The organism is Staphylococcus pettenkoferi (genome assembly GCF_002902685.1).
GTDB classification, from domain to species: Bacteria; Bacillota; Bacilli; order Staphylococcales; family Staphylococcaceae; genus Staphylococcus; species Staphylococcus pettenkoferi.
The window spans coordinates 16,134-38,834 of record NZ_PPRN01000020.1; the positions used below are offsets into that span (position 1 = coordinate 16,134).

The window sequence follows — 22,701 nt, forward strand, 5'->3', positions numbered from 1 at the left end:
TTTTCTGTATTAGTCGTATTTCGCTCGCTCGCCACCTATCTTCTTAGGTCTTGAGGATGCGATAGTGACAACTGCTTCCCCTATTTGTTTAACTGATGTACGAATTGGAATAGCAACATGTTTCAAATGCATACCAATCAACGTTTGTCCGATATCAATCCCTTTAGGTACTGTGATAGATTCCACGACCATCGGATCTTTCATATGTTGATAAGCGTATGTTGCGAGACTTCCTCCTGCATGTACATCTGGAACGACTGTCACTTCTTCCATCTTGTATGGATCGTAATCAGCTCGCTCTATGGTGATCGCTCGGTTAATATGTTCACAACCTTGATAGACGAAATGCACTCCTGTTTCTTTCTCGATTTGTTGAAAATGCTCAAATAATGATTCAGCAATGTCCATCGAACCAACTGAACCAATGCGTTCACCGATTACTTCGGACGTCGAACAACCAATGACACATAATTCGCCTTTACGGAAGAATTGTTGTGCTTTGAGTTCGTCTAGTAGTTGTTGTAACTTTTCCACACTCCCACCTCTTTCATTAGCAGATTGGAGGCAAGCGCTCGCATGCTTCGTCGAATGATGTTGTCGCTTGCTCATTCACTTGAAGTAAAATCTCGGCTCTCCATCATGTCTTCTTCTTGCCTGGCAAACGCTTTCTCTCAATCTTCTTTTGCGATTTAGAAGGCAAGCGCTCGCATGCTTCGTCGAATGATGTTGTCGTTAACTCATTTACGTGAAGTAAAATCGCGACTCTCCATCATGTCTTCTCCTTGCCTAACAAACGCTTTCTCTCAATCTTCTTTTGCGATTTGGAAGGCAAGCGTAGGCAATCGAGTTTAAAAGTTGTTGCTCACATATTTTAGTGAAGCAACACCACTTTTATTAAAATTAATGCCACACGCTCCACCTTCATTCATCGTCAATCGCAATAAATAATAATAAACAGACTCATAGCATGGTGCTATACAACTTCAATTATAACGTATTTATTGGCCGTCTCATACTATAAATATATGCGTCACACATTTCATAAGATCTTCTCAGCTTTACTGCTCATTTTTCAACTTTTTACTTAATAGACGAACTGCATGGTCAATCTGCTCAAATGTCTCCTCATAAGTCGCTTTACTGCCACCAATTGGATCAGCAATATCCCCGTCTAGACCAACATATTCATTAAGCGTAAAGACATGACGCGCATCCGGGTTCATCGACTGAATGATCTGCTGATGTTCACGCGTCATCGTCAGAATTAAATCCGCTTCCTTAACGCCATCCCCTAACGACCGTGCAGAATCAGGTTCAGGATAGCCTTTCGATTTGAGAACATCTATGCTATGCGCGGAGACTGGGGCGCCATCCATCGCAAAGATACCTCGTGATTCGCTTTCTACATCCGGCATATAATGTTGCGCGCTACTCTCTGCTAGTGGGCTTCGACAAGTATTTCCCGTACACACGAAGATTATTTTCATAACTCATCCCCCGTTACTACTTCTTGATTCGCAGCCTTCATCAAACGATTCATATACGCTTCCGCTTTCGGCTGATGAGTAAAACCATAAATGTACGCACTCGTAATTTCATCATCCGTATCTAAATCATGTAGGATGCGATATAGATTATGGTTAGCCGCTTTTACATCTTCTTCGTCGTCACACAGTGAGATAAAATGACCGTTGTTAGGCACCCATTCTTGAAGGCTTTTCGGAACGACAAATGCAGTATGTTGCCAATCTTTGTCATTTGGGAGTGGACCATCCAATTGTGTTAACACGGTTACCGGCGTATCAGGTGCATAATGTTTATATTTCATACCCGGCGCAATGGGTTTCCCATCTTTCAAACCACTTTTACCCTCTACACTGTGTGGTAACACAGCTTCAATCATCTCTTTCGTAACCGCTCCAGGTCGTGCAATTTGGAACGGATAAGTCGTACAATCTAAGACCGTACTCTCAAGTCCTTCTTCACTTTGATCGCCATTTACTATGCCAGCAACACGGCTATTCAAGTCATCGAAAGCATGTTGAAACATAGTGGGTGAAGGTCGGCCACTTAAATTGGCACTCGGCGCCGCGATAGGTAGATTGACATACTGCAGTATACGACGTCCCACAGGATGGCTTGGCATTCTTACCGCGATAGAATTTAAGCCCCCTGTCACTCGTTCACAAAGATATCCTGCTTTCAACGGTAAAATAAAAGATATCGGTCCAGGCCAGAAAGCACGCATTAGCTCACGAACTTCTGGGGATACTTCCTCAACGAAATCATTGAGTTGGGTCATGCTATAAATATGCACGATTAATGGATTATCTGAAGGTCGCCCTTTCGCTTCATAGATACGCTTTACCGCTTCGTCACTACATGCGTTACCACCAAGACCATAGACCGTTTCAGTAGGAATGACGACTAGTTCTGACGCTTCAAACTGTTCTTTAATTTCATTTAAATCTTGTTCACTAATGTGATCGCGCATATGCCAAACTTTCGTTTCCATCCGACTTCCCTCCTTTGAGATAAAATGTATTATCGTTATCGCTAAACTATATAAAAAAAGAAGGTGTGAGCGAGCATAACTTTAGTTTGTGATCTAAAGTTTGCTCTTCTCACCCCCTTATACTCAAGCATTCTAATATGAGTCACTTATAGCTATTGTCATGTCTTTAACGCAATTACGATTCTGACGTCCATACAAATGACGCTATACGCTCATTGCCATTGATATCTTGAACGACCTCGACATTGAGCCATGGGTATAACGCATGAATCAATTGTGTAATACGTTCCCCTTGTAGGTAACCTATTTCAAAGGTGACTACTGCCTCTGGATTCAGTACTTGAGGAAGTTCTTTTAAGATTTTATGATAAATCGCTAAACCTCGCTCTTCTGCAAATAACGCTAATTGTGGCTCATAACGTCGTACAGACTCACCCATCACCTCAAGCTCATCTTCACTGATATAGGGTGGATTTGAAATTAACCCATCTACTTTAATCCCTTGCTCTATCAATGGTTCAAGTGTGTTTCCCTCAAGAAATTCAATATCTACCTCGTGTTCAGCAGCATTAGCACGAGCGACTTGCAACGCCTCTGTCGAAATATCCGTAGCGAACACTTCCGTTGATGGCGCAAGATGCTTAATCATAATTGGCAAGTTGCCACTGCCAGTACCTATATCGACTACTCGCGCGTGAGGACGAAGTTGTTTCACAAAGTGCAACATGACTTCCTCCGTTTCCGGACGAGGGATGAGGCAAGATGGATTCACTTTGAACCGTTCCCCATAAAAGTACTGATAGCCGAGGATGTATTGAACAGGTTCACCTTGAAGTAAACGTTGCATTCCTCGCTTAAACTCGGTCTGCTCGTTCTCAGGCATCGCTGCGTCTTTCTTCATTATAAAGTCATTACGACGCCAGTCTAATAACTCGAAAAAGAGCCATTCGACACTTGCATGTTCCACACCGTATATTTCTGCGTCGTTTTGTGCTTGTTGAAGAACGTCGCTATAGCTCGCCATTATTAAGTTCTTTCAATTTCTCAGTTTGCTCTGATAGTGTGAGCGCATCAATAATTTCATCGAGTTTACCTTCGACGATTTGATCTAATTTTTGAATCGTTAAACCGATACGATGGTCTGTTACACGATTTTGTGGGTAGTTATACGTTCTAATACGTTCTGAACGGTCACCTGTTCCTACTGCGGACTTACGTTCAGAAGCGTATTTTTCTTCTTCTTCTTGAACTTTCATATCGTAAACACGTGCTTTTAAGACTTTCATCGCTTTTTCACGGTTCTTAATTTGAGATTTTTCATCTTGAGAAGTTACAACCGTACCTGTTGGTGTGTGCGTAATACGTACAGCTGAGTCAGTTGTATTAACGTGCTGACCACCTGCACCGCTTGAACGATACGTATCAATTTTAATATCTTCGTTTCGGATTTCGACCTCTACGTCTTCAGCTTCTGGCAGTACCGCCACAGTCGCTGTAGAGGTATGGATACGACCGCCTGATTCTGTCTCAGGTACACGTTGAACACGGTGCGCACCGTTCTCATACTTCAATTTAGAATAAGCACCTTGTCCTTGAATCATGAAACTGACTTCTTTATAGCCGCCGTGATCACTTGCGTTCATTTCCACGATGTCTGTCTTGTAACCTAATGTTTCGCTGTAACGTGAATACATTCTTAATAAGTCACCTGCGAAGATAGCTGCTTCATCTCCACCAGCTGCGGCACGAATTTCCACAATAACGTTCTTATCGTCATTAGGGTCTTTAGGGATGAGTAGAAATTTCAGTTGTTCTTCAAGTTCAGGAACTTGAGGTTTCAAATTGCTAGCTTCTTCTTTAAGCATATCGATTTCGTCTTTATCTTTCGTTTCTCTTAACATCTCATCGATATCAGCTAAATCCTCTTTAACCTGTTTATATTCGCGGTACACATCGACCGTCTTTTGCAAATCTGCTTGTTCTTTAGAATAAGCACGGAGTTTGTCCGAATCATTGACAACTTCTGGGTCACTCAATAGTTCGTTTAATTGTTCATATCTTTCTTCAACAATATCTAATTGATCAAACACTTAAAGTTCCTCCTTCTCTTTCTCGTCATCACTCGGTGCAACGATATGATGTGCACGACACCGTGGCTCATAACTTTCATTAGCACCTACTAATATTACAGGATCATCTACTTTCGCTGGCTTACCGTCAATGAGTCGTTGTGTACGGCTTGAAGACGACCCACAAACTGCACAGACTGCTTGAAGTTTAATGATAATTTCACTTACAGCAAGCATTGCAGGCATCGGTTCAAACGGCTGTCCACGAAAGTCCATGTCTAGTCCTGCTGTCACAACACGATGACCTTGATCAGCGAGTTGTTCCGCTATATGTACAATTTCAGCGTCGAAGAACTGTACTTCATCAATACCAATAACATCGACGTCTGATAAATCATATTTTAGAATTTCGGCAGCGGTAGTGATATTAAATGCTTCTATCGCATTACCATTGTGGGACACAATCTTGTCTTTGTCGTAACGATCATCAATCGCAGGCTTAAACACAATCACTTTCTGTTTCGCGTAAAGCCCTCTGCGTAATCGTCGAATCAACTCTTCAGATTTCCCACTAAACATGCTTCCTGTAATACACTCTATCCAGCCAGAGTGATAAGTTTCGTACATGATGTGATCCACCTTTTTAAAAACATAATCGGTTTATTATATCATATTTTGGGGAGTGAGACAGAAATCAATTTATTGATTTCGTAGTCTCACCCCCGCAAAGACGACTAGTGTTCGAAACTGCATAAGCAATTTCGAATTCAGTCGTCTACTGCGCTAATGTCTAATTAAAAGTAATAGTGAAAGTCCATAATATTATTTGATAATCCTACTATAGACAGAAATTAGAATAATTTCGTTGTCTTGCCTCGCAAGGTTAATTTGTATTTGAGACAGCGCTATCTATCTCAAGTATAGACAGCTACTGCGATTATGTATAAACAGAAAAAAGCATCCCCATACACGGATGAGAATGCTTGAATGTTAGAATTAATTGTTGTTGTTTGATTTGAAACCAAATTTCTTGTTGAAACGTTCCACACGACCATCCGCAGCTGCGAATTTTTGACGTCCTGTGTAGAATGGGTGTGAATCTGATGAAACGTCTAAACGAATTACTGGGTATTCGTTGCCGTCTTCCCATTCCATAGTTTCTGATGATGTTTTAGTAGAACCACTTAAGAATTTGTAGTTAGTTGTAGTATCTAAAAAGATAACTTTGTGGTAATCTGGATGGATTCCTTGTTTCATTATTTTCAGCTCCTTTGCCCTGAACCATCTGGAACAGAGTTATTTATGAGTTTTTAACCAATACTAAACCATTATAAGTGCTATATGAGTAAAACGCAACCCCTTGAGGAAGAACTCTTCATTCTTTCTCTCTTACGATAAAACGCTTGGCATCAGCACAGTTTCACTAAATAATTGGCTTACCGGTCTTCGTACTTTCTTTCGCTGCCTCTTGTAATTGAATAAAGAATTCATGGTTGTTATCAGTACGTTTTAACTTGCGGATAAAACGCTCTGTGAAATCGAGTGAATCTGTGAACATGTTGCGTAACTGCCATAGGGATTCAAGCTCTTTGCGAGAAATAAGCAATTCTTCTTTACGTGTAGAACTGCGACCGATATCAATCGCTGGGAAGACACGACGCTCAGCGAGTTTACGATCAAGATGGAGTTCCATGTTACCTGTACCCTTGAACTCTTCGTAAATCATATCATCCATACGTGAACCTGTGTCGACAAGTGCAGTAGCAAGAATCGTTAAACTGCCGCCCGCTTCGATATTACGCGCCGCACCGAAGAAAGCTTTCGGTTTGTGTAATGAAGCAGGATCAAGCCCACCTGATAATGTACGACCACTTGGCGGGATAACTAAGTTATATGCACGAGCAAGACGTGTGATAGAATCCATCAAGATAATCACGTCTTTACCGATTTCGACGAGACGCTTCGCACGTTCTAATAATAACTCAGCAACTTTCACGTGGTGTTGCGGCGGTTCATCGAAAGTAGAGTGCACGACTTCCGCACTTTCAACAGAACGCTCAATGTCTGTAACCTCTTCAGGACGTTCACCAACAAGTAAGACGAAGAGCTCTGCATCTGGCTTGTTCTCAGCCATCGCATTAGCGATTTCTTTCAAGAGTGAAGTCTTACCTGCTTTCGGTGGTGCAACGATGAGACCACGTTGTCCTAGACCGATCGGCGTGATTAAGTCCATGATACGTGTTGAATAATTTGTTCGCGTTGTTTCGAGCATGATGCGTTCTTCAGGATAGAGAGGTGTGAGCGCTTGGAAGTGAGGCCGTTTCTTTACTTCTTCCGCATTCTCATCATTGACGAAGTCGACTTGAAGTAGGCCGTAGTATTTCTCGTTGTCTTTTGGCTTTCTCACTTTACCTGTGACCTTGTCACCACGTTTAATTTCAAAGCGACGAATTTGGCTAGCAGAAATATAAATGTCCTTCTCACCTTTGGAGTAGTTGACTGTTCTCAAGAATCCGTAGCCATCTGGTTGTATATCATCGAGAATCCCTTCCATGTAGTAATTCCCGTCTTTTTCCATTTGCGCTTCCATAATCGCAAGCACTAATTCTTTTTTATTTAATTTACTATAATTGGATAGCTTTAAGTTTTTAGCTTTTTGAGTGAGCTCTTTAGTAGTGTTGTGTTTATATAACTCGTGGAACGATTCATATTGAGGAGATGTACGTTCTTTTTCAGGCATAATCTTGCACCCATTTCATTTAAATTTAGTTAACAAGATTGATTGTTATATAACATTCTGGCATATCATCCAATAAGTCGAAGAGCGCCTTATAAGATGATGAGTTAAGATATGTATAATTAAGCTGTATAACGTACAATTTACACGCGTTCTCGGTGCACTATCGTCTGAGTTGAATCGCAGTCCTATATTCAGTAATAGGTGACTACCAATTTCTTAAATTATATAATCTTCTCAATCTTATTACCTTAATTACTATAGCAAAATTTATCCGCAAATACAAAAACATTCTTGTCCTGACTTAACGTTTTAAAATAGCAAGTAGTTGGCAGTTATCGCCATGCCCCTCATCACGATTCATACATATTTAAAAGAGCCCGTTCAAAGCATATGCCTTGAACGAGCTTGAAATCATCTTCATCTATTATTTGTAATAACCTGCGATAGATTTCACTTCTAAGAATTCTTCGATACCGTAGTCGCCCCATTCACGACCTAAACCTGATTGTTTGTAACCACCGAATGGAAGATCAGGTTTTCGTCCAGCTTCGTTAAGTTCTACAGTACCTGCTTCAATGTAGTGTGCGATGTGACGCATTGTTTCTTTATCTTTACCGAAGACGTAAGAAGCAAGACCGTATTTCGTATCGTTCGCAATTTCGATTGCTTCGTCAATGTTATTGTAAGTGATGATTGACATTACTGGACCGAAGATTTCTTCTTGTGCAATAGTCATTTTATTATCTACATTATTAAAGATTGTTGGACGTGCGAAGTAACCTTGTTCGAGACCTTCTGGTTTACCAGGACCACCGAAGAAGAGTTCTGCGCCTTCTTCAACACCTTTATCAATATAAGATTGAACTTGATCGAATTGTTTTTTACTAATGATTGGACCTACTTGCGTACCCTTTTCACGAGGATCGCCAACTTTCACTGCTTCGAATTGTTTCTTCACAGCAGTTAAGAAATCGTCTTTAATGCTTTCTGGAACGAGTGTACGTGTACCTGCAGTACATACTTGCCCAGTGTTGTTGACAACTTTCATTGTTGCGGCTTTCGCTGCTTCTTCGATATCAGCATCATCAAGGATGATATAAGGTGACTTACCACCTAACTCAAGAGATACTTTCTTGAAGTCCTTAGACGCTTTCTCCATAATCTTGCTACCTGTACCGCCTGAGCCAGTGAATGACATCATGCGTACTTTAGGGTGTTCACTAAGTGGGTTACCTACACCTTCACCGTCACCGTTAACGAGGTTGAACACACCTTTAGGTACACCGACTTTATCGAAGATTTCAGCTAAGATGATTGCCGCGTAAGGTGTTTCTTCAGACGGTTTCAAGACAACTGGACTTCCTGCTGCAAATGCTGCTGCAAGTTTCAAGGAAGTTTGGTTTGTCGGGAAGTTCCAAGGTGTTACGAGACCAGCAACACCAATACCTTCTTTAACTACTAAGTCGTCGCCACGACGTTCTTCAAATTCAAATGAATCTAAGGCATCTCTTGCCGCTTGGAAGTGGTTGATGCCTGCTTGGTAGTGTACATCTTCAGAAACTTTAAGTGGTGAACCTAATTCATCAGTAATTGCTTCGATGATATCTTGCTTTCTATTCTTGTATTCTTGCAAGATTTTGTCTAATAATTCTTTACGTTCTTCTACTGAACTATGACGGAATTCCACTGCAACTTGATCTGCAGCTTCTACCGCTTTGTCGACATCTTCTTTATTACCTGCTGCGATTGTTCCTAATACTTCTTCTGTCGCAGGGTTGATGACTTCGAGTGTTTCACCGCTTGCACTCTCTACCCATTCACCGTTGATATATTGTTTATTATAGTTTCTCATGATTATTATACACTCCTTATTTCGTGTTGGTATTACTATTTCCTTTTTCCCAAATCATTAAACATAGTAAAATGGTAAGGTTTATGCTATTAGAAAAAGCGATAGTACGCAACGAAAGTGCTTTCCGTCGCATGACTACCGCTTAATGAGTTGAAATTATACTATAGTGACCCGCCAACACTAATGTTCTTCAAGTTGAATGTGTTCTTGAGCCCACTCTTCAATCGGTTCGAGTGCTTGAGCGAGTGATATACCTTTATCTGTAAGTTTATAGACAATCGTTACCGGATCGGTAGAGACAATGTCTTTCGTTAGCAATCCCCAATCGCTCAATTCCGTCAGTTTTAAACTGAGTGAACGTGGCGTGATTGTCTTTAAATCTCTCTTCATTTCTGTAAAATGCGCTTGGTGCTCAGGACATCGTGAAAGATAATTGATGATTAAACCGTTCCAACTACGCCCGAGTATTTTAAAGGTTTCTTCGAGATAAGGACATACTTCCATTTGCATCACCTTTTAACCAAAGTTGGGATAACGACTTTAACTGAAATGATTACCTCACAAATTAACTATGGCGATTCAATAAATGCCAACTTAGCCTTCTCATTTCAGTACAAATCTTATATTAAGTATAGCACATGACTTTAAACTTCTTCAGTCCAAATATCTGCACCTAAACGCTTCAATGTTTCTACAATTTGTGTATAACCGCGATAAATATGTTTCACGTTGTAAATCGTAGTGACACCTTCAGCAAGCAATGCAGCAACAATCAGACATGCACCTGCACGCAAATCACTCGCATAAACACTTGCTCCGTGAAGTGTTGAAGGTTTGATTGTCGCAGTACCCTGATCGGCAGAAATATCTGCGCCCATGTTCTGAAGCTCTTCGACATGTTTGAAACGGGCTGGATAAATCGTATCCGTCACAAGTGAAATCCCTTCACTCAAGAAGAGTAGAGGTGTAATCGGTTGCTGTAAATCTGTGGCAAACCCAGGATAAACGAGGGTCTTGATATTCACACTATCATACGGCGATTGACGACGAATCGTTACACTATCTTCATGCATATCCACGTCGACACCTAGTTCTTTCAATTTCACTGTGAGTGGTTCTACATGCTTAGGAATAATATGGTCAATTGTCATTTCTTCGGCGCAAGCAGCCGCGATACACATATAAGTTCCTGCTTCAATGCGGTCTGGTATCACTTGATGGCGTGAACCGTGAAGATGTTCTACACCTGTGATCTTAATCGTACTCGTTCCTGCGCCCTTAATATTTGCACCTAGACTAGAGAGAAAGGCAGCGACATCCACGACTTCAGGTTCTTTCGCCGCATTCTCGATTACTGTCTGTCCTTTCGCACGCACAGCAGCAAGCATAATATTAATTGTCGCGCCTACACTGACCATGTCTAAGAAGATATTTGCACCTACGAGTTGATCCGCTTCAATCTTCATAGATGTCTCACTCGACTCATCCACGACAGCACCTAATGCTTTAAATCCTTTAATATGCTGATCAATCGGTCTTGGTCCTAGTGGGCAACCGCCTGGCAGACCAATGACACATTTTTTAAAACGGCCCAGCATTGCGCCCATCATATAATAAGACGCACGTAAAGATTGTACTTTATTGTTCGGTAATGGTGCATTCTCAATTTCTGTCGGATCTATATCTAGCGTTGTACCGTCTAACTCAGTATGGATATTCAAATCGCCCAATAAGCTTACTAGCGTATCGACATCAGAAATTTGCGGCAACCCTTCTACCGTTACCTTATCTTCCGCTAGAAGCGTAGCGGGTATTATCGCTACGGCACTGTTCTTAGCACCGTGATTATGTACTGTACCAGAAAGTGTTTGACCACCTCTGATTTTAATCACTTCTTGAGTCATGCCTATGTTCTCCTTTATCTCATCTCGATCAATTTTCTAAAAATACATTATTAGCATTATAAATTATTATAATATAGTTTGCAAAGTTTCGTTAGCTTTGTCTGAATATAAGTGTAAAAATATTTATATTGTGCGCGTAAATCTAAATCATGTAAGTATATATCATGGTTATGCGAAGATTTACGTTAATCCTTTCCCGATTCTAATTGAATTAACCACATGCTGCACAAGAATCTAAATCGTTGAAAAAAGCCAATCTTTATGTCCTTTAAATCCGCTTTATCTTTTTCAGATAGCACAGATTTTAATAACTCAATTGAATATGTTTGATCATGCTATCTTATTCCACGGAATATTATACCAAATTTCTGCTCAGAAAGTATAAAAATTATATGACCGGAGATGAATTTATCAATATCAGAAGTCAGTCATCTTAAGTGAGCCTTAACGAGTGTGAGGTTGCTACTAAGCGCAGAATATCATCGATGAAAGCCACATGATATGAAGCTCTATTTGAAAATATCGCATTTCTTAATTACAATTATTAAGATATATCATGTGGGAGGTATCGCTATGTCTAAGATTCTCAACACGCAAATCAATGGCGTGTTTAATCGTCTAGAGAAACAAGAGTTAGATATACAAATGGCAGCTCAATGCCTCATTCAAGCGATTGGTGGCGAAGGTCATGTCTATGTCAAAGGCTATGAAGACTTGAAATTCTACGAAACGTTTGTCACTTCAAGTAGTGAACGCTTAGAATCAAGCAAATTATTAGATGAGTTAGCCAGCTTCAATGAACTAGATACGACAGATAGAGTCTTTCTATTCGGGCCTTATTACTCTGAAGAAATGGCTGAAGATGTACGCAAACTCATCGATATCGATGCAGATTTCGTCGTGATTTGCAATAAACCGAAAGAAACAGAATTCCCTGATCATCTGTTCCATTTCGTTAATTTATCTACGCCACGTCCCATTGTCTATACCGAAGACTATGATAAAGTTGTCACGCCCCATCCAATTGCTTTCAACTATGTCTACTACGAAATCTATACACAAATGGTAGAAATGATTCGCGATTTAGACCTTTGATAAGGTACGTATAAATATCTTCATACTTACGAAAAAACATCTCATTTGAGCTGACACTACTCAGCAAATGAGATGTTTTATTATGCTATGAGCTTTTATCGCATACTATTTTGGTTTTTAAGGAAGAAAGGACAACATGCACTCACTTTCTCCCTACTTCCAAACAATCATTTTACAATTGATAGGTTAAATGTGCTCTCTCACTTCTTATTGTTGTTTTTCTTGATGTTTCAAGCTTGCTTCTACAAAGGCTTTGAAGATAGGTTGAGGTCGATTTGGACGAGACATGAACTCTGGATGGAATTGGCAAGCGACAAAGAAGTCATTCTCTGGCACTTCTACCATCTCAATTAAACGACCATCTGGACTTGTTCCTGAGAACACCATTCCATTTTCTTCAAGTTGTTCACGATAGTTATTGTTGAATTCATAACGATGACGATGTCTTTCTTCAATATCTGTCTCATTATAAATATCGTAGGCAAGTGTGTCTTTTTTAATATGACAAGGATAAAGACCTAAACGTAACGTACCACCAAGATCCTCGATATCTTTCTGTTCAGGTAATAAATCGATAATTGGATGTGGGGTATTTGGATCAAGCTCTGCTGAATGTGCACCCTCTAAGCCGAGCACGTGGCGCGCAAATTCAACTGTCGCAAGTTGCATACCAAGACAAATACCGAAGTATGGTACATTGTTCTCACGCGCATATTTAATCGCCGCAATCTTACCTTCACTTGCACGGAAACCGAAACCACCTGGCACGAGTACGCCATCAACGTCTGATAAGTAATCCGCCACGTTGTCGTCAGTGACTTCACTAGAATCAATCCATTTCACTTTCACATCTTTCTTGAATGGATAGCCCGCGTGTTTCAATGATTCAACGACAGATAAATACGCATCTTGCAAGCTGACATACTTACCAACGAGACCGATAGTAATTGTGCCATCTAAATTGTTTACAGTATTAAGTAAGTATTGCCACTCGTCTAATTGTGTTTCGTATTTCGCTTCAAGACCTAAACGCTCAATTACGATGTCATCCATATCTTGATCGCTGAGTTGAAGTGGAATTTCATATAAAGATTCTGCGTCACGGCACTCAATAACACTGCGTTCGTTGATATCGCAGAATAGCGCAATCTTATCTTTCAAGTCTTGTGTCATTGGATATTCAGTACGAACCACGATTAAGTCAGGTTGAATACCTAAACCACGCAATTCTTTCACACTATGTTGCGTCGGCTTCGTCTTCATTTCCCCTGCTGCTTTGATAAATGGTAACAGTGTACAATGCACGTACATCACATTATCTCTACCTAAATCGCTGCGAATTTGACGAATTGCTTCGATAAATGGAAGCGATTCGATATCCCCTGTCGTACCACCGATTTCAGTGATAACAACATCTGCATTCGTGCTTTCTCCAGCAAGAAGTAAACGTTCTTTAATTTCATTCGTAATGTGCGGGATAACTTGAACTGTACCTCCGAGATAATCGCCGCGACGTTCTTTCTTCAACACATCAGAATAAACTTTCCCTGCAGTCACGTTAGAATATTGATTTAAGTTAATATCGATAAAGCGTTCATAGTGACCTAAGTCTAAGTCTGTTTCAGCCCCGTCATCAGTAACGAAGACTTCACCATGTTGATACGGACTCATCGTACCTGGGTCAACGTTTAAATATGGATCAAATTTCTGAATCGTCACGTTGAGACCGCGGTCTTTCAATAGTCGTCCTAGTGATGCTGCCGTAATTCCTTTACCTAGCGATGATACTACGCCACCTGTTACAAAAATAAACTTCGTCATTGTTCGACCTCCTATTGTCGGGCAGATTTAAGTTTTAACATTTTTAAATTTAATTCGTTAATATGTACATCCATTCAACTGTAGTAAGAGCGATGTATTGCGCTAATCACACGTCGTACGTTTAGCCTGTTGATGTGGTTAAAATTGTTACCGTACAACGCGCTAAAATGTACTTGATAAAAATCAACTCACATTGTTTCTAACATCGTCTGTTCTCCCACTTATAATAAAAAAAGCGCTCCCTCTCACACGTTGTAAGGGGGAGCGTATAACATTTATACACGTCGTCCTATTTTAAGGAGCCCGAATAAAATTTTATCACTTTTACAGAAAAAGTCAATCATCGCCAACAACGATTAATCGTTCATATCTGTTTCATCTTCGAAGACTTCTTCGTCTTCTTCAAGACCATCTTCATCTTCGTCAATCACGATGTCGTTCTCGTTCATTTCGTCGTCAACTTGTTCTTCATCTTCGTCTTCAACATCTTCTTCAGTTTCGCCTTCGTTGTTTGGTTTCTCTTCGTCGTCCTCTTCTTCATCACCTAGAAGTTTGAGGTTCTCATCTTCTTCGTCATCATCGTCTAAGATGTCGAATTTCTGAATCGTTGGTGCGATTTTTTCTTCAATATCATCTACAGAATACCAGTCTCTAAGACCCCATTCGTTCTCACCTACGTTAAGGAAACGACCGTCTGTATTTAAATCTGTATAGAATTGTACGATTCTGTTTTCAATTTCATCATTCTCATAATGACCAAGTTCTTTAAATTCGTCGATAATATCATATAAATTCATCGTTTCGCCTTTTTGATTTAACATCGTATAGGCCATATCGATAAATGATTTTTCGTCTACCATTTCTTTAGTATAATCTTGAATCTTCATCATCCATATACTTCCTTTCACAGGCTGTTCTTTATCATAGTTTACAATGAATTGAGCAGAGCGACCTCACCTTTAACCATGCGAAGCAAACACTCACACAGCGCTTACTCCGATTCTGAAGTCTCCTCTCAACCTTGCTTACATTCGTATTTCATACTTAATCATATTAACAAAGTTAAATGATAAATGACAATATTGAATTTCGCAACCCACTTAATAATTGATATATTTTTCAAACATCACGTAATGCTCCGTCGCACTCGTCTCCACGAAGTTACTGTGCGTACACATCGCTCGCAGCTCGTCATGCGCTCCATAGAGGGTTATCGTTATCACATTCACATCTTTAAAATGCTTGCGCACATACGTTGCAACTTGACGTAAAGCACTTTGCGCAATACCACTTTGGCGCATCTCTTCGTCAACCTCAATGGCAGCAATATTAATTCTGGAGGTATGTAATTCTAGTGCTAGAAAGCCTACTTTCTCATCATCTTTCAGTAAATTTACGATGTAAATCCCATGGTCATCTTCTTGCGTGTTTGGCTTGAGACGGAGCGAAGATACAAATTTCGCATCTAAATCAAGATAGTAGAGTCGCTCCTTACCAATCGGACCTTCCTCTTTCGTCGCTGCATGCATAAATCCTGAACGTTCATACAAGTTCCATGCCGCTTCATTCTCTGCATCTACAACGAGATACAAGTGATTGAAGTCTGGGAAGAGCTCCTGTACATATTGTGGTAAATACATCATTACCTTTGTGCCATACCCATGCCCTTGAAATGTTTCGTTCACCGATAGTGAACGCACATATACCACGTGGTTTGGCGTATCATAACCTTCATGTTGATAATATTCATGTAGCACGAAGAAAGCGACAACTTCGCCATCCTGATTACGCGCTATATTCGCGACACGGTGAGGATCTTCGAGGGCTTCATCAAGTACGTCCTTTGGTAACGATGAATAAATTTGTTGACGCTCACTTAATTCAAATTGTTCCACTGCCTCACGGTAACATTCTTCAAATTCTTGTACGATTAAATCTTCAAACTGTGTTTGATAAACCATTCATAATCCCCTTTTGTTAGTCTCTTGTTATCTTACCCAATTTATTGAATTTAGTAAAAAGTTACAGTAATTTATTTCTCTAACCTTGATTTACCCACAAATTATTATAATATTAGAGATGATGTAAATATAAGTTGAGGTGACAACATATGAAAATCGGTATCGATGCCGGAGGAACTTTAATCAAAATCGTGAAAGAAGAAGCAGAAACACGTACATACGAAACTAAGTTAACGACTGACATAGATGAAGTGATCGAGTGGTTAGACCAAGTTGACTGTGAAAGTATCAGTTTAACTGGTGGTAATGCCGCATTAATCAATGCTCGTTTAAGCTGTCCATCCCGTGTCTTTGTGGAATTCGACGCAGCAGCTAAAGGCGTAGAAATGTTACTGCAAGAACAAGGTCATGATTTAGACAATTATATTTTTACCAATGTAGGAACAGGCACTTCTTTACACTATTCAGATGGCAACGGCCAACAACGTGTAGGCGGTATCGGTACTGGCGGCGGTATGATTCAAGGCTTAGGCTACCTTCTCACTAACATCCAAGACTATGAGGAGTTAACTAACCTAGCACAACAAGGTGACCGTGATAAAATTGATCTTAAAGTCAAACACATTTATAAAGATACAGAACCACCTATTCCAGGTGATTTAACTGCAGCAAACTTTGGCAACGTACTCAATCATGTGAATGACGAGATGACATTAGCCGACAAACTTGCTTCAGTCATTGGTGTGGTCGGTGAGGTCGTAACGACAATGGCTATTACTGTGGCGCGCGAATATCAAACGGAGAACGTCGCTTATATCGGCTCTTCATTCCACAACAATCCATTATTGAAATCAGTTATAGAAGACTATACTGTGTTGCGTGGATTTAAACCATATACGATTGATAATGGCGCATTTTCAGGTGCTCTAGGCGCGATTCATTTATAAAAATGAATCGTGAAATTTAAGCGCTCATCATTTCATACAATACAACAAGCCCCGAACTCGATTTGAATGAACAGAGTAGTGACGCACTTAACCATGCGTCGCCTCTCCACCATCTTCAATCTAGCTCGGGGCATTTTATACGTTCTTTAGAATGTTAATTCGTTTGAAACTTTTTGTGCAGAAACCACTGTACCTACGACGCCAGTCTTCAAATCGATGGCAACTGCATTGTCATCATCGCGCAATTCATCTAACCATTCTCCGAAGACTTCACCTTCGACTTCGATGAGTTCACATTCTTCAAAGTCTTGGTCGCGAACGGCTTGCGCTCGCTCTTTGTCACTCCATACTGGCATAATGTTAGGTTTCTCATTCTTATGGTCACTAATCATCATAAATTGTTGTTGACCTTTTTGAGATAAACCATACACTGCGTCTTCTTTCGCTACAACTTTAACAAACTCTTTGAGACGAATATTGTCTAAATCAGACATTAATTCATTCGCTACAGCGACAACATCTACGAGTTCCCCTTCACTAGGGCCTGTTGGATTGATAAGGATTTCATCACCTTTGTCAAAGACCTCATCCAGTTCGTAAGTGACGAAGCGGTCTATATCCATTTGATGAATTTTGTCGTAATTAATATCTTCTTTCTTTAAAAAAGCTTCTGCATCTTTTTTCTGTGTCCACATGCATACTACATTTTTACCTAATACTTCATGCTTCACTAGCTTTTTATCATGTGTTGCAATAAAAAATATCTCATTCACTAATATGTCTTCATAAAAAGAATAATTTCTGTATGACATAGAATTCCCTCGTTTCTAATACTATAAATGTCACTCATATAAAATATAAATTAGAATATTTTTCGAGTCAAACAAGTGGATTAGCAAACGCTTTTATGAGCAAATTGTAAGCGCTCTGGGTAGATGTATGCTCAAAATTCAAAGGTCCACCTGCTCTTTCACTATACTTTCATACCCTTTAAACTTGTCCTAATTCTTTCAGAAACTGGGTCTCTAAGTGCTCTATTTCTTCTTTACTGCGCCCGTGCCAAATACAACCAAAGCGCGAACCTACGAATTCATCCGTAAACCACTCGCCTTCGTAATAAGACAACGGATAAAGCACACCTTTCTCAACATATTTAACAATCGTCTCATAAAAATGCGCATTATCCTTTTGTGCAACATAACTAAAGAACTTATGATAACCAGGCGTCAACAAAGGTTCCAGTAGCAACATGTCTGTAGAACCGTTCTGTCTGAAATTTAAATCAATCGCATAAACCTCTCCTTGGTCATCCACGAGCAAATCAAATCCTGCTACGCCATGAAATCCTTGGCTCACACCCATCTCCATAATACGACGTCCTGCTTCAATCACCGCTTCAGGTACTTCAGTCACATTCTCATTACCGTTATAAAACCCATAATCATTCGTCAGCTGTTGCGCGCTACCTAAGTACTGAATAGCGTCTCCTTCCTTACATGCAAACTGTACACAGTAATTTGCGACAGCTTCGACTTTCTCTTCAATAATCATATACGCCGTCTGTTCTTGAGCCGCTTCAATACGCTCCAAAGCATCCGCTAATTCTTGCTCATTGTAGACGATAATTACACCGTATCCTCCTGCAGTAGGTAAATCATCTCCCGGTTTCAACACATATGGAAAGTTCCACTGCTGTAATTCATCCTTCAATTTATCGATTTCCACTACAGCACGTTTCGGCAAGTACTGCCCCGCTGTCCATTCAGGAATTTTCGCTTTATTATTCAGTGCGATGAACGTCGTTTTATCTAAGGCATAGTGCGTATCCTCTAAGATGTCGTCATCGTGTACATATTGAAAGTAAATCTTCTTCCCTTGTTCATGCGCTAATTCTCGCAACAAGCTTTCATAACTTTCCTTACTGTTAAAAGGCAAGACGTTCGACGGTTTCGGCATGTCTACGAGTTGAAAAAGATGTTCCAATTTCTTTGTTACACACGCTTCATGCACGATCACCGGCAATTTATTTGAAATGAGTAATTCTCTCCCAGTTAAAAAGTTAGATTGATGTTCCTCGGGTTCTAACCAAGGATTTGAAATGTAGGAAGGCCTCGCAGAATATACGACATCTTCCGCGTACAAATCACTCAAAGTTAACTTTGGTTTAATCCCCTTGCTTTCTGTCATTTAGTCGTCCCCTTTATATGTTGATGCTCTGTGCGAATGGCTTCTAACAATTGCGGATCTTCAATTAAGTTCATTCCCATCAATGCGATAATCTTAGCGCCTCTCAATAGAGCTTGGTCTCCATGCGCGCTAATCGCTGCCTCACGAAAACGATGCGTGTGTCCTATGAGATTACGTGAACCTATTTTAATATGAGGGTGAATCGTAGGAACAATGTGACTCACGTTACCAGTATCAGTCGAACCGTACCCGAAATCATCGTTACTCACTTCTTCGCCGAGTTCACGTGCATAATGTTCAAACAAATCATCCAGTAAAGGCGCTTTCACAAACTCGTTCACTCCATTTTGAATAGGTGAAAATTCGTAGTCACAACCCGTTTGAATTGCAGCACCACGTGCAATTTCGCCTACACGTTCAGTTAAGTGATTGAGCGCTTTACGTGTTAACGCACGTGTATAAAATCTCGCATGAGTGTAATCTGGAATAATGTTCGCAGCTTGCCCGCCATCTAGAATGACACCATGAACACGTTGGTCTTGCTCAATATGTTGACGTAGTTGCGCGACCCCATTGAAATAAGAAATCATCGCATCCAACGCATTTCGCGCCTCATAAGCTTTCTCTGAAGCATGTGCACTTTTACCATAGAACTTAATGTCTAGCACATCTACGGCTAACGTATCAATCGTACGATACGTTTCGTTACCAGGATGAATCATCAATGCCACATCAAGTTCATCGATAACCCCCTCTTTCACGTAAGACGCTTTCGCACTGCCATTCTCTCCACCTTCTTCAGCTGGACAACCTAACACGATGACTGTCCCGCCGAGTTGATCAATCACTTGTTTCAACGCAATACCTGCCAGTACACTTGTTGTTCCGATGATATTGTGCCCACATGCGTGTCCTAAACCTGGTAAAGCATCATATTCTGCTAAATAACCAATTGTCGGCCCTGGTCGTTCACTTTCGTATTTAGCGATAAACCCCGTGCCATGTCCTGCTATATCTTTCTCCACCTCAAAGTCGTGTTGCGTGAGTTGGTCGATGAGCGTTCGCGAAGCAAAGATTTCCTCGTTTCCCAGCTCAGGTCGTTGATGAATCTGATGGCTAATGGTTAAATACTCATATTGATGATTATCGATATAGTCTAATAGTTGTTGTTTGATCCCCGTCATGTTTGTAGTGCCTCCCGCATGTGCATCTGTATAGAATTATATTTAATATACCTAATTTTCTGAAATTATTAAATAAATATTACTTTCTACTCTCTCCTTTTTTATGAAAGTAGATTGCTATTTATTTTAGCGAAATCTGTGTCATTTGTCATTCACTTTACCTCATGCAATTATGTAATTTAATCTACCCGCCATACCGCGCGTGACGTTCATTGTAAAAGGCTGTGAGTGTTGTTACAATAATGAAGAATCTAGTAGTAGGAGGAAATAGTATGCCAAAAATGAACGTTGAAAGTTTTAATCTCGACCATACTAAAGTGGTTGCGCCTTTCGTTCGCTTAGCAGGTAAGATGGAAGGTCAAAACGGAGATAGCATTTATAAATACGATATTCGCTTTAAGCAACCTAATAAAGAACACATGGAAATGCCAGGTCTTCACTCTTTAGAACACTTAATGGCTGAGAATATCCGCAATCACAGTGACAAAGTTGTCGACATTAGTCCAATGGGTTGCCAAACAGGTTTCTACGTATCATTCATCAATCACCAAGATTATGATGATGTCTTACAAATTCTCGAAGACACGCTTAACGATGTCTTAAACGCTGAAGAAGTGCCTGCTTGCAACGAAGTTCAATGCGGTTGGGCAGCAAGCCACTCATTAGAAGGCGCGAAAGAAATCGCTCAAGCTTTCTTAGATAAACGTAATGAATGGAACGAAATTTACAGTTCAGCTCAATAATTATTTAAAAAATGCCATTCGATGCTACGCACGGTGCGTTCATCGAATGGCATTATTATGTGTAAGACGAGCTAAGGTAACAGCAGGTTGAGTCACACCTCTACCTGCTTCATCTTACCTCACATTTTACAATTTACTAATCATACGCATAAGGATAAATTGTAATGGTAATCTAGCATAAAGTACCCATGTTGGTAATTGCTTATCACCAAGCGGTAATTTCTTACGTGCCATATAAATGTTAGCTGGGAAGACAGCAATCAAGAAAGCGTTGATGCTCTTCTTCCAGAATTCACTTGGACGTTTAATCGTCATGATGATACCGAAGAGAATTTCAAATACGCCAGTAACTAAGACAGCTGTCTTACGTAATGGCAAGTAATGTGGCACAATATTTCTAAATTGACGTTCTTTCACAAAGTGTAAGATACCGATTCCTACGAAACCAATACCTAATAAGATACGGATGAATTGTTTCATCTGTGAACCCCCATTTCTTTTAAATAACTTTTACCATACTCAGGCAACTCAACTCCAAAGTTGTCTGCGATAGTCATCCCAATTGAGCTGAACGTGGCATCTGGCGAAAGCTCATAGCAGTAATCGACTTGCGGACTATACATTAATACAGGTACATATTCGCGCGTGTGGTCTGTGTCCTCTGCAGTTGGGTCGTTACCATGATCAGCCGTAATAATCAGCAAATCATCCTCTTTCAGATGATAGAGAATTTGCGGTAAACGATCGTCGAAATCTTTCAACGCTTGCGCATATCCGGCTTTATCACGACGATGACCATATTTCGCATCGAAATCTACTAAGTTAAGGAAACTCAAACCTTCGAAGTCTTGCTGTAAGGTCTGAACGAGACGATCTACACCATCCATATTATCTGCGGTACGTATCGCCTGCGTTACGCCTTCACCATCGTAAATGTCATTGATTTTACCTAAAGCAATCACGTCATAATTCGCTTCTTGCAGCGTATTCATCACTGTCTTTCCAAAGGGCTTTAACGCGTAATCATGACGATGAGCTGTACGGGTAAAATGCCCTGGCTCGCCAACATAAGGACGTGCGATCACACGACCTACGAGATACTCAGGATCTTTCGTAATTTCACGAACTTGTTCACAAATATCATAGAGTTCCTCGAGTGGAATGACATCTTCGTGAGCGGCAATCTGCAATACAGGGTCAGCTGATGTGTACACGATCAAATCGCCTGTCTCCAGTTGATGTTCGCCCCACTCTTCAATAATTTGTGTCCCTGATGCAGGACGATTCGCTACAACTTTACGTCCTGACACACGCTCGATCTCATCAATCAGTGATTGTGGAAAGCCTTCAGGATACACTTTGAAGGGTTGCATAATATTCAGCCCCATAATTTCCCAGTGCCCTGTCATCGTATCTTTACCAATTGAGGCTTCACTCAACTTGGTATACCATGCTTGTGGCTTCTCTGTAGAAGGTACGCCTGGTAAAGTTTCTATATTACCTAAACCGAGTTGAGCGAGATGCGGTAGTGTCACACCGCTATCTTCGAGTGTGTGTTTCAATGTATGCGTGCCTTCGTCGTTAAATGCGGCTGCATCTGGGCCTTCTCCAATACCTACAGAATCCATCACGATGAGATGAACTCGTTTAAATGGCTTAACCATTATGTTTCAGCTCCATTTC

The 22,701-nt window shown here is 40.5% G+C and carries 22 protein-coding genes; 3 read left to right on the plus strand and 19 right to left on the minus strand.

Annotated features, from left to right (window positions below; genetic code table 11):
• Nucleotides 1-9 precede the first annotated feature (9 nt).
• The 11 genes from CD126_RS04380 to CD126_RS04430 form a co-directional block, all read right to left on the minus strand.
• Entirely contained in the window at nucleotides 10-534 is a 525-nt protein-coding gene (locus CD126_RS04380; RefSeq protein ID WP_049405703.1) for a TIGR01440 family protein, read from the minus strand.
• Nucleotides 535-1,058: 524 nt separating this feature from the next.
• On the minus strand, nucleotides 1,059-1,487 hold the full coding sequence (locus tag CD126_RS04385; protein ID WP_049405701.1) for a low molecular weight protein arginine phosphatase: 429 nt from the start codon (nucleotides 1,485-1,487) through the stop codon (nucleotides 1,059-1,061).
• A complete protein-coding gene (locus tag CD126_RS04390; RefSeq protein WP_049405699.1) occupies nucleotides 1,484-2,515 on the minus strand; it encodes an L-threonylcarbamoyladenylate synthase in 1,032 nt (343 codons plus the stop codon). The genes CD126_RS04385 and CD126_RS04390 overlap by 4 nt, the downstream gene beginning before the upstream one ends.
• A gap of 175 nt (nucleotides 2,516-2,690) precedes the next feature.
• Entirely contained in the window at nucleotides 2,691-3,539 is an 849-nt protein-coding gene (gene prmC / locus CD126_RS04395) for a peptide chain release factor N(5)-glutamine methyltransferase (protein ID WP_049405698.1), read from the minus strand.
• On the minus strand, nucleotides 3,526-4,605 hold the full coding sequence (gene prfA / locus CD126_RS04400; RefSeq protein WP_049405696.1) for a peptide chain release factor 1: 1,080 nt from the start codon (nucleotides 4,603-4,605) through the stop codon (nucleotides 3,526-3,528). The genes prmC and prfA overlap by 14 nt, the downstream gene beginning before the upstream one ends.
• The gene (locus tag CD126_RS04405) at nucleotides 4,606-5,211 is read right to left on the minus strand and encodes a thymidine kinase (protein ID WP_049405694.1); all 606 of its coding nucleotides are present in this window, start codon (nucleotides 5,209-5,211) and stop codon (nucleotides 4,606-4,608) included.
• A gap of 369 nt (nucleotides 5,212-5,580) precedes the next feature.
• Complete coding sequence (locus CD126_RS04410; RefSeq protein ID WP_049405692.1) at nucleotides 5,581-5,841, minus strand: type B 50S ribosomal protein L31; 261 nt, start codon at nucleotides 5,839-5,841, stop codon at nucleotides 5,581-5,583.
• Between the two features lie 166 nt (nucleotides 5,842-6,007).
• Nucleotides 6,008-7,324, minus strand: coding sequence for a transcription termination factor Rho (rho, locus tag CD126_RS04415; RefSeq protein ID WP_002471611.1), 1,317 nt, complete (start codon nucleotides 7,322-7,324; stop codon nucleotides 6,008-6,010).
• 424 nt (nucleotides 7,325-7,748) lie between these two features.
• The gene (locus tag CD126_RS04420) at nucleotides 7,749-9,176 is read right to left on the minus strand and encodes an aldehyde dehydrogenase family protein (RefSeq protein ID WP_049405691.1); all 1,428 of its coding nucleotides are present in this window, start codon (nucleotides 9,174-9,176) and stop codon (nucleotides 7,749-7,751) included.
• A 180-nt stretch (nucleotides 9,177-9,356) separates the two neighbouring features.
• The gene (locus CD126_RS04425) at nucleotides 9,357-9,680 is read right to left on the minus strand and encodes a winged helix-turn-helix transcriptional regulator (RefSeq protein WP_002471619.1); all 324 of its coding nucleotides are present in this window, start codon (nucleotides 9,678-9,680) and stop codon (nucleotides 9,357-9,359) included.
• A 140-nt stretch (nucleotides 9,681-9,820) separates the two neighbouring features.
• The gene (locus CD126_RS04430) at nucleotides 9,821-11,080 is read right to left on the minus strand and encodes a UDP-N-acetylglucosamine 1-carboxyvinyltransferase (RefSeq protein ID WP_049405689.1); all 1,260 of its coding nucleotides are present in this window, start codon (nucleotides 11,078-11,080) and stop codon (nucleotides 9,821-9,823) included.
• A 573-nt stretch (nucleotides 11,081-11,653) separates the two neighbouring features.
• On the opposite strand from CD126_RS04430, the gene CD126_RS04435 reads away from it, so the two are divergent.
• Nucleotides 11,654-12,175 (plus strand): DUF2529 family protein, encoded by a 522-nt coding sequence (locus CD126_RS04435; protein ID WP_049405688.1) that lies wholly within the window; start codon nucleotides 11,654-11,656, stop codon nucleotides 12,173-12,175.
• A 207-nt stretch (nucleotides 12,176-12,382) separates the two neighbouring features.
• On the opposite strand, the gene CD126_RS04440 is transcribed toward CD126_RS04435, so the two are convergent.
• The 3 genes from CD126_RS04440 to CD126_RS04450 all read right to left on the minus strand — a co-directional run bounded on the left by CD126_RS04440 (nucleotide 12,383) and on the right by CD126_RS04450 (nucleotide 15,957).
• The gene (locus CD126_RS04440; protein ID WP_049405686.1) at nucleotides 12,383-13,996 is read right to left on the minus strand and encodes a CTP synthase; all 1,614 of its coding nucleotides are present in this window, start codon (nucleotides 13,994-13,996) and stop codon (nucleotides 12,383-12,385) included.
• A gap of 356 nt (nucleotides 13,997-14,352) precedes the next feature.
• Entirely contained in the window at nucleotides 14,353-14,883 is a 531-nt protein-coding gene (gene rpoE, locus CD126_RS04445; protein ID WP_040806356.1) for a DNA-directed RNA polymerase subunit delta, read from the minus strand.
• Between the two features lie 213 nt (nucleotides 14,884-15,096).
• The gene (locus CD126_RS04450; RefSeq protein ID WP_103370091.1) at nucleotides 15,097-15,957 is read right to left on the minus strand and encodes a GNAT family N-acetyltransferase; all 861 of its coding nucleotides are present in this window, start codon (nucleotides 15,955-15,957) and stop codon (nucleotides 15,097-15,099) included.
• A gap of 149 nt (nucleotides 15,958-16,106) precedes the next feature.
• Here CD126_RS04450 and coaW point away from each other — a divergent pair, with 149 nt between their 5' ends.
• Nucleotides 16,107-16,904, plus strand: coding sequence for a type II pantothenate kinase (gene coaW / locus CD126_RS04455; protein ID WP_049405683.1), 798 nt, complete (start codon nucleotides 16,107-16,109; stop codon nucleotides 16,902-16,904).
• Nucleotides 16,905-17,050: 146 nt separating this feature from the next.
• On the opposite strand, the gene CD126_RS04460 is transcribed toward coaW, so the two are convergent.
• From CD126_RS04460 to CD126_RS04470, 3 genes are all read right to left on the minus strand, one after another.
• A complete protein-coding gene (locus tag CD126_RS04460) occupies nucleotides 17,051-17,716 on the minus strand; it encodes a DUF2750 domain-containing protein (RefSeq protein ID WP_049405681.1) in 666 nt (221 codons plus the stop codon).
• Nucleotides 17,717-17,894: 178 nt separating this feature from the next.
• Nucleotides 17,895-19,091 carry an L-aspartate--L-methionine ligase LdmS gene (ldmS, locus tag CD126_RS04465; protein ID WP_049405679.1) on the minus strand — a complete coding sequence of 399 codons (1,197 nt, stop codon included), beginning with the start codon at nucleotides 19,089-19,091 and terminating at the stop codon, nucleotides 17,895-17,897.
• Nucleotides 19,088-20,275 carry a M20 family metallopeptidase gene (locus tag CD126_RS04470; RefSeq protein ID WP_103370092.1) on the minus strand — a complete coding sequence of 396 codons (1,188 nt, stop codon included), beginning with the start codon at nucleotides 20,273-20,275 and terminating at the stop codon, nucleotides 19,088-19,090. Before CD126_RS04470 ends, ldmS begins: the two co-directional genes overlap by 4 nt.
• A gap of 272 nt (nucleotides 20,276-20,547) precedes the next feature.
• Here CD126_RS04470 and CD126_RS04475 point away from each other — a divergent pair, with 272 nt between their 5' ends.
• Nucleotides 20,548-21,018, plus strand: coding sequence for an S-ribosylhomocysteine lyase (locus CD126_RS04475; RefSeq protein ID WP_002471650.1), 471 nt, complete (start codon nucleotides 20,548-20,550; stop codon nucleotides 21,016-21,018).
• A 126-nt stretch (nucleotides 21,019-21,144) separates the two neighbouring features.
• Here the strand turns inward: CD126_RS04475 and CD126_RS04480 are convergent, their stop codons facing one another.
• Together CD126_RS04480 and deoB are read right to left on the minus strand one after the other, a co-directional pair.
• The gene (locus tag CD126_RS04480; protein ID WP_049405675.1) at nucleotides 21,145-21,498 is read right to left on the minus strand and encodes a DoxX family protein; all 354 of its coding nucleotides are present in this window, start codon (nucleotides 21,496-21,498) and stop codon (nucleotides 21,145-21,147) included.
• Entirely contained in the window at nucleotides 21,495-22,682 is a 1,188-nt protein-coding gene (gene deoB, locus CD126_RS04485) for a phosphopentomutase (protein WP_103370093.1), read from the minus strand. Before deoB ends, CD126_RS04480 begins: the two co-directional genes overlap by 4 nt.
• Nucleotides 22,683-22,701 lie beyond the last annotated feature (19 nt).

What these genes read in the sequence shown, in the direction of transcription:
- CD126_RS04470 (WP_103370092.1), bottom strand. Translation starts at nt 20,275, where the DNA reads ATGACGGGGATCAAACAACAACTATTAGACTATATCGATAATCATCAA.
- CD126_RS04430 (WP_049405689.1), bottom strand. Translation starts at nt 11,080, where the DNA reads ATGACTCAAGAAGTGATTAAAATCAGAGGTGGTCAAACACTTTCTGGT.
- CD126_RS04385 (WP_049405701.1), bottom strand. Translation starts at nt 1,487, where the DNA reads ATGAAAATAATCTTCGTGTGTACGGGAAATACTTGTCGAAGCCCACTA.
- deoB (WP_103370093.1), bottom strand. Translation starts at nt 22,682, where the DNA reads ATGGTTAAGCCATTTAAACGAGTTCATCTCATCGTGATGGATTCTGTA.
- CD126_RS04425 (WP_002471619.1), bottom strand. Translation starts at nt 9,680, where the DNA reads ATGGAAGTATGTCCTTATCTCGAAGAAACCTTTAAAATACTCGGGCGT.
- CD126_RS04440 (WP_049405686.1), bottom strand. Translation starts at nt 13,996, where the DNA reads ATGACGAAGTTTATTTTTGTAACAGGTGGCGTAGTATCATCGCTAGGT.
- CD126_RS04405 (WP_049405694.1), bottom strand. Translation starts at nt 5,211, where the DNA reads ATGTACGAAACTTATCACTCTGGCTGGATAGAGTGTATTACAGGAAGC.
- CD126_RS04475 (WP_002471650.1), top strand. Translation starts at nt 20,548, where the DNA reads ATGCCAAAAATGAACGTTGAAAGTTTTAATCTCGACCATACTAAAGTG.
- CD126_RS04410 (WP_049405692.1), bottom strand. Translation starts at nt 5,841, where the DNA reads ATGAAACAAGGAATCCATCCAGATTACCACAAAGTTATCTTTTTAGAT.
- coaW (WP_049405683.1), top strand. Translation starts at nt 16,107, where the DNA reads ATGAAAATCGGTATCGATGCCGGAGGAACTTTAATCAAAATCGTGAAA.
- CD126_RS04390 (WP_049405699.1), bottom strand. Translation starts at nt 2,515, where the DNA reads ATGGAAACGAAAGTTTGGCATATGCGCGATCACATTAGTGAACAAGAT.
- CD126_RS04450 (WP_103370091.1), bottom strand. Translation starts at nt 15,957, where the DNA reads ATGGTTTATCAAACACAGTTTGAAGATTTAATCGTACAAGAATTTGAA.
- rpoE (WP_040806356.1), bottom strand. Translation starts at nt 14,883, where the DNA reads ATGAAGATTCAAGATTATACTAAAGAAATGGTAGACGAAAAATCATTT.
- CD126_RS04460 (WP_049405681.1), bottom strand. Translation starts at nt 17,716, where the DNA reads ATGTCATACAGAAATTATTCTTTTTATGAAGACATATTAGTGAATGAG.
- CD126_RS04435 (WP_049405688.1), top strand. Translation starts at nt 11,654, where the DNA reads ATGTCTAAGATTCTCAACACGCAAATCAATGGCGTGTTTAATCGTCTA.
- prmC (WP_049405698.1), bottom strand. Translation starts at nt 3,539, where the DNA reads ATGGCGAGCTATAGCGACGTTCTTCAACAAGCACAAAACGACGCAGAA.
- rho (WP_002471611.1), bottom strand. Translation starts at nt 7,324, where the DNA reads ATGCCTGAAAAAGAACGTACATCTCCTCAATATGAATCGTTCCACGAG.
- ldmS (WP_049405679.1), bottom strand. Translation starts at nt 19,091, where the DNA reads ATGACAGAAAGCAAGGGGATTAAACCAAAGTTAACTTTGAGTGATTTG.
- CD126_RS04420 (WP_049405691.1), bottom strand. Translation starts at nt 9,176, where the DNA reads ATGAGAAACTATAATAAACAATATATCAACGGTGAATGGGTAGAGAGT.
- CD126_RS04480 (WP_049405675.1), bottom strand. Translation starts at nt 21,498, where the DNA reads ATGAAACAATTCATCCGTATCTTATTAGGTATTGGTTTCGTAGGAATC.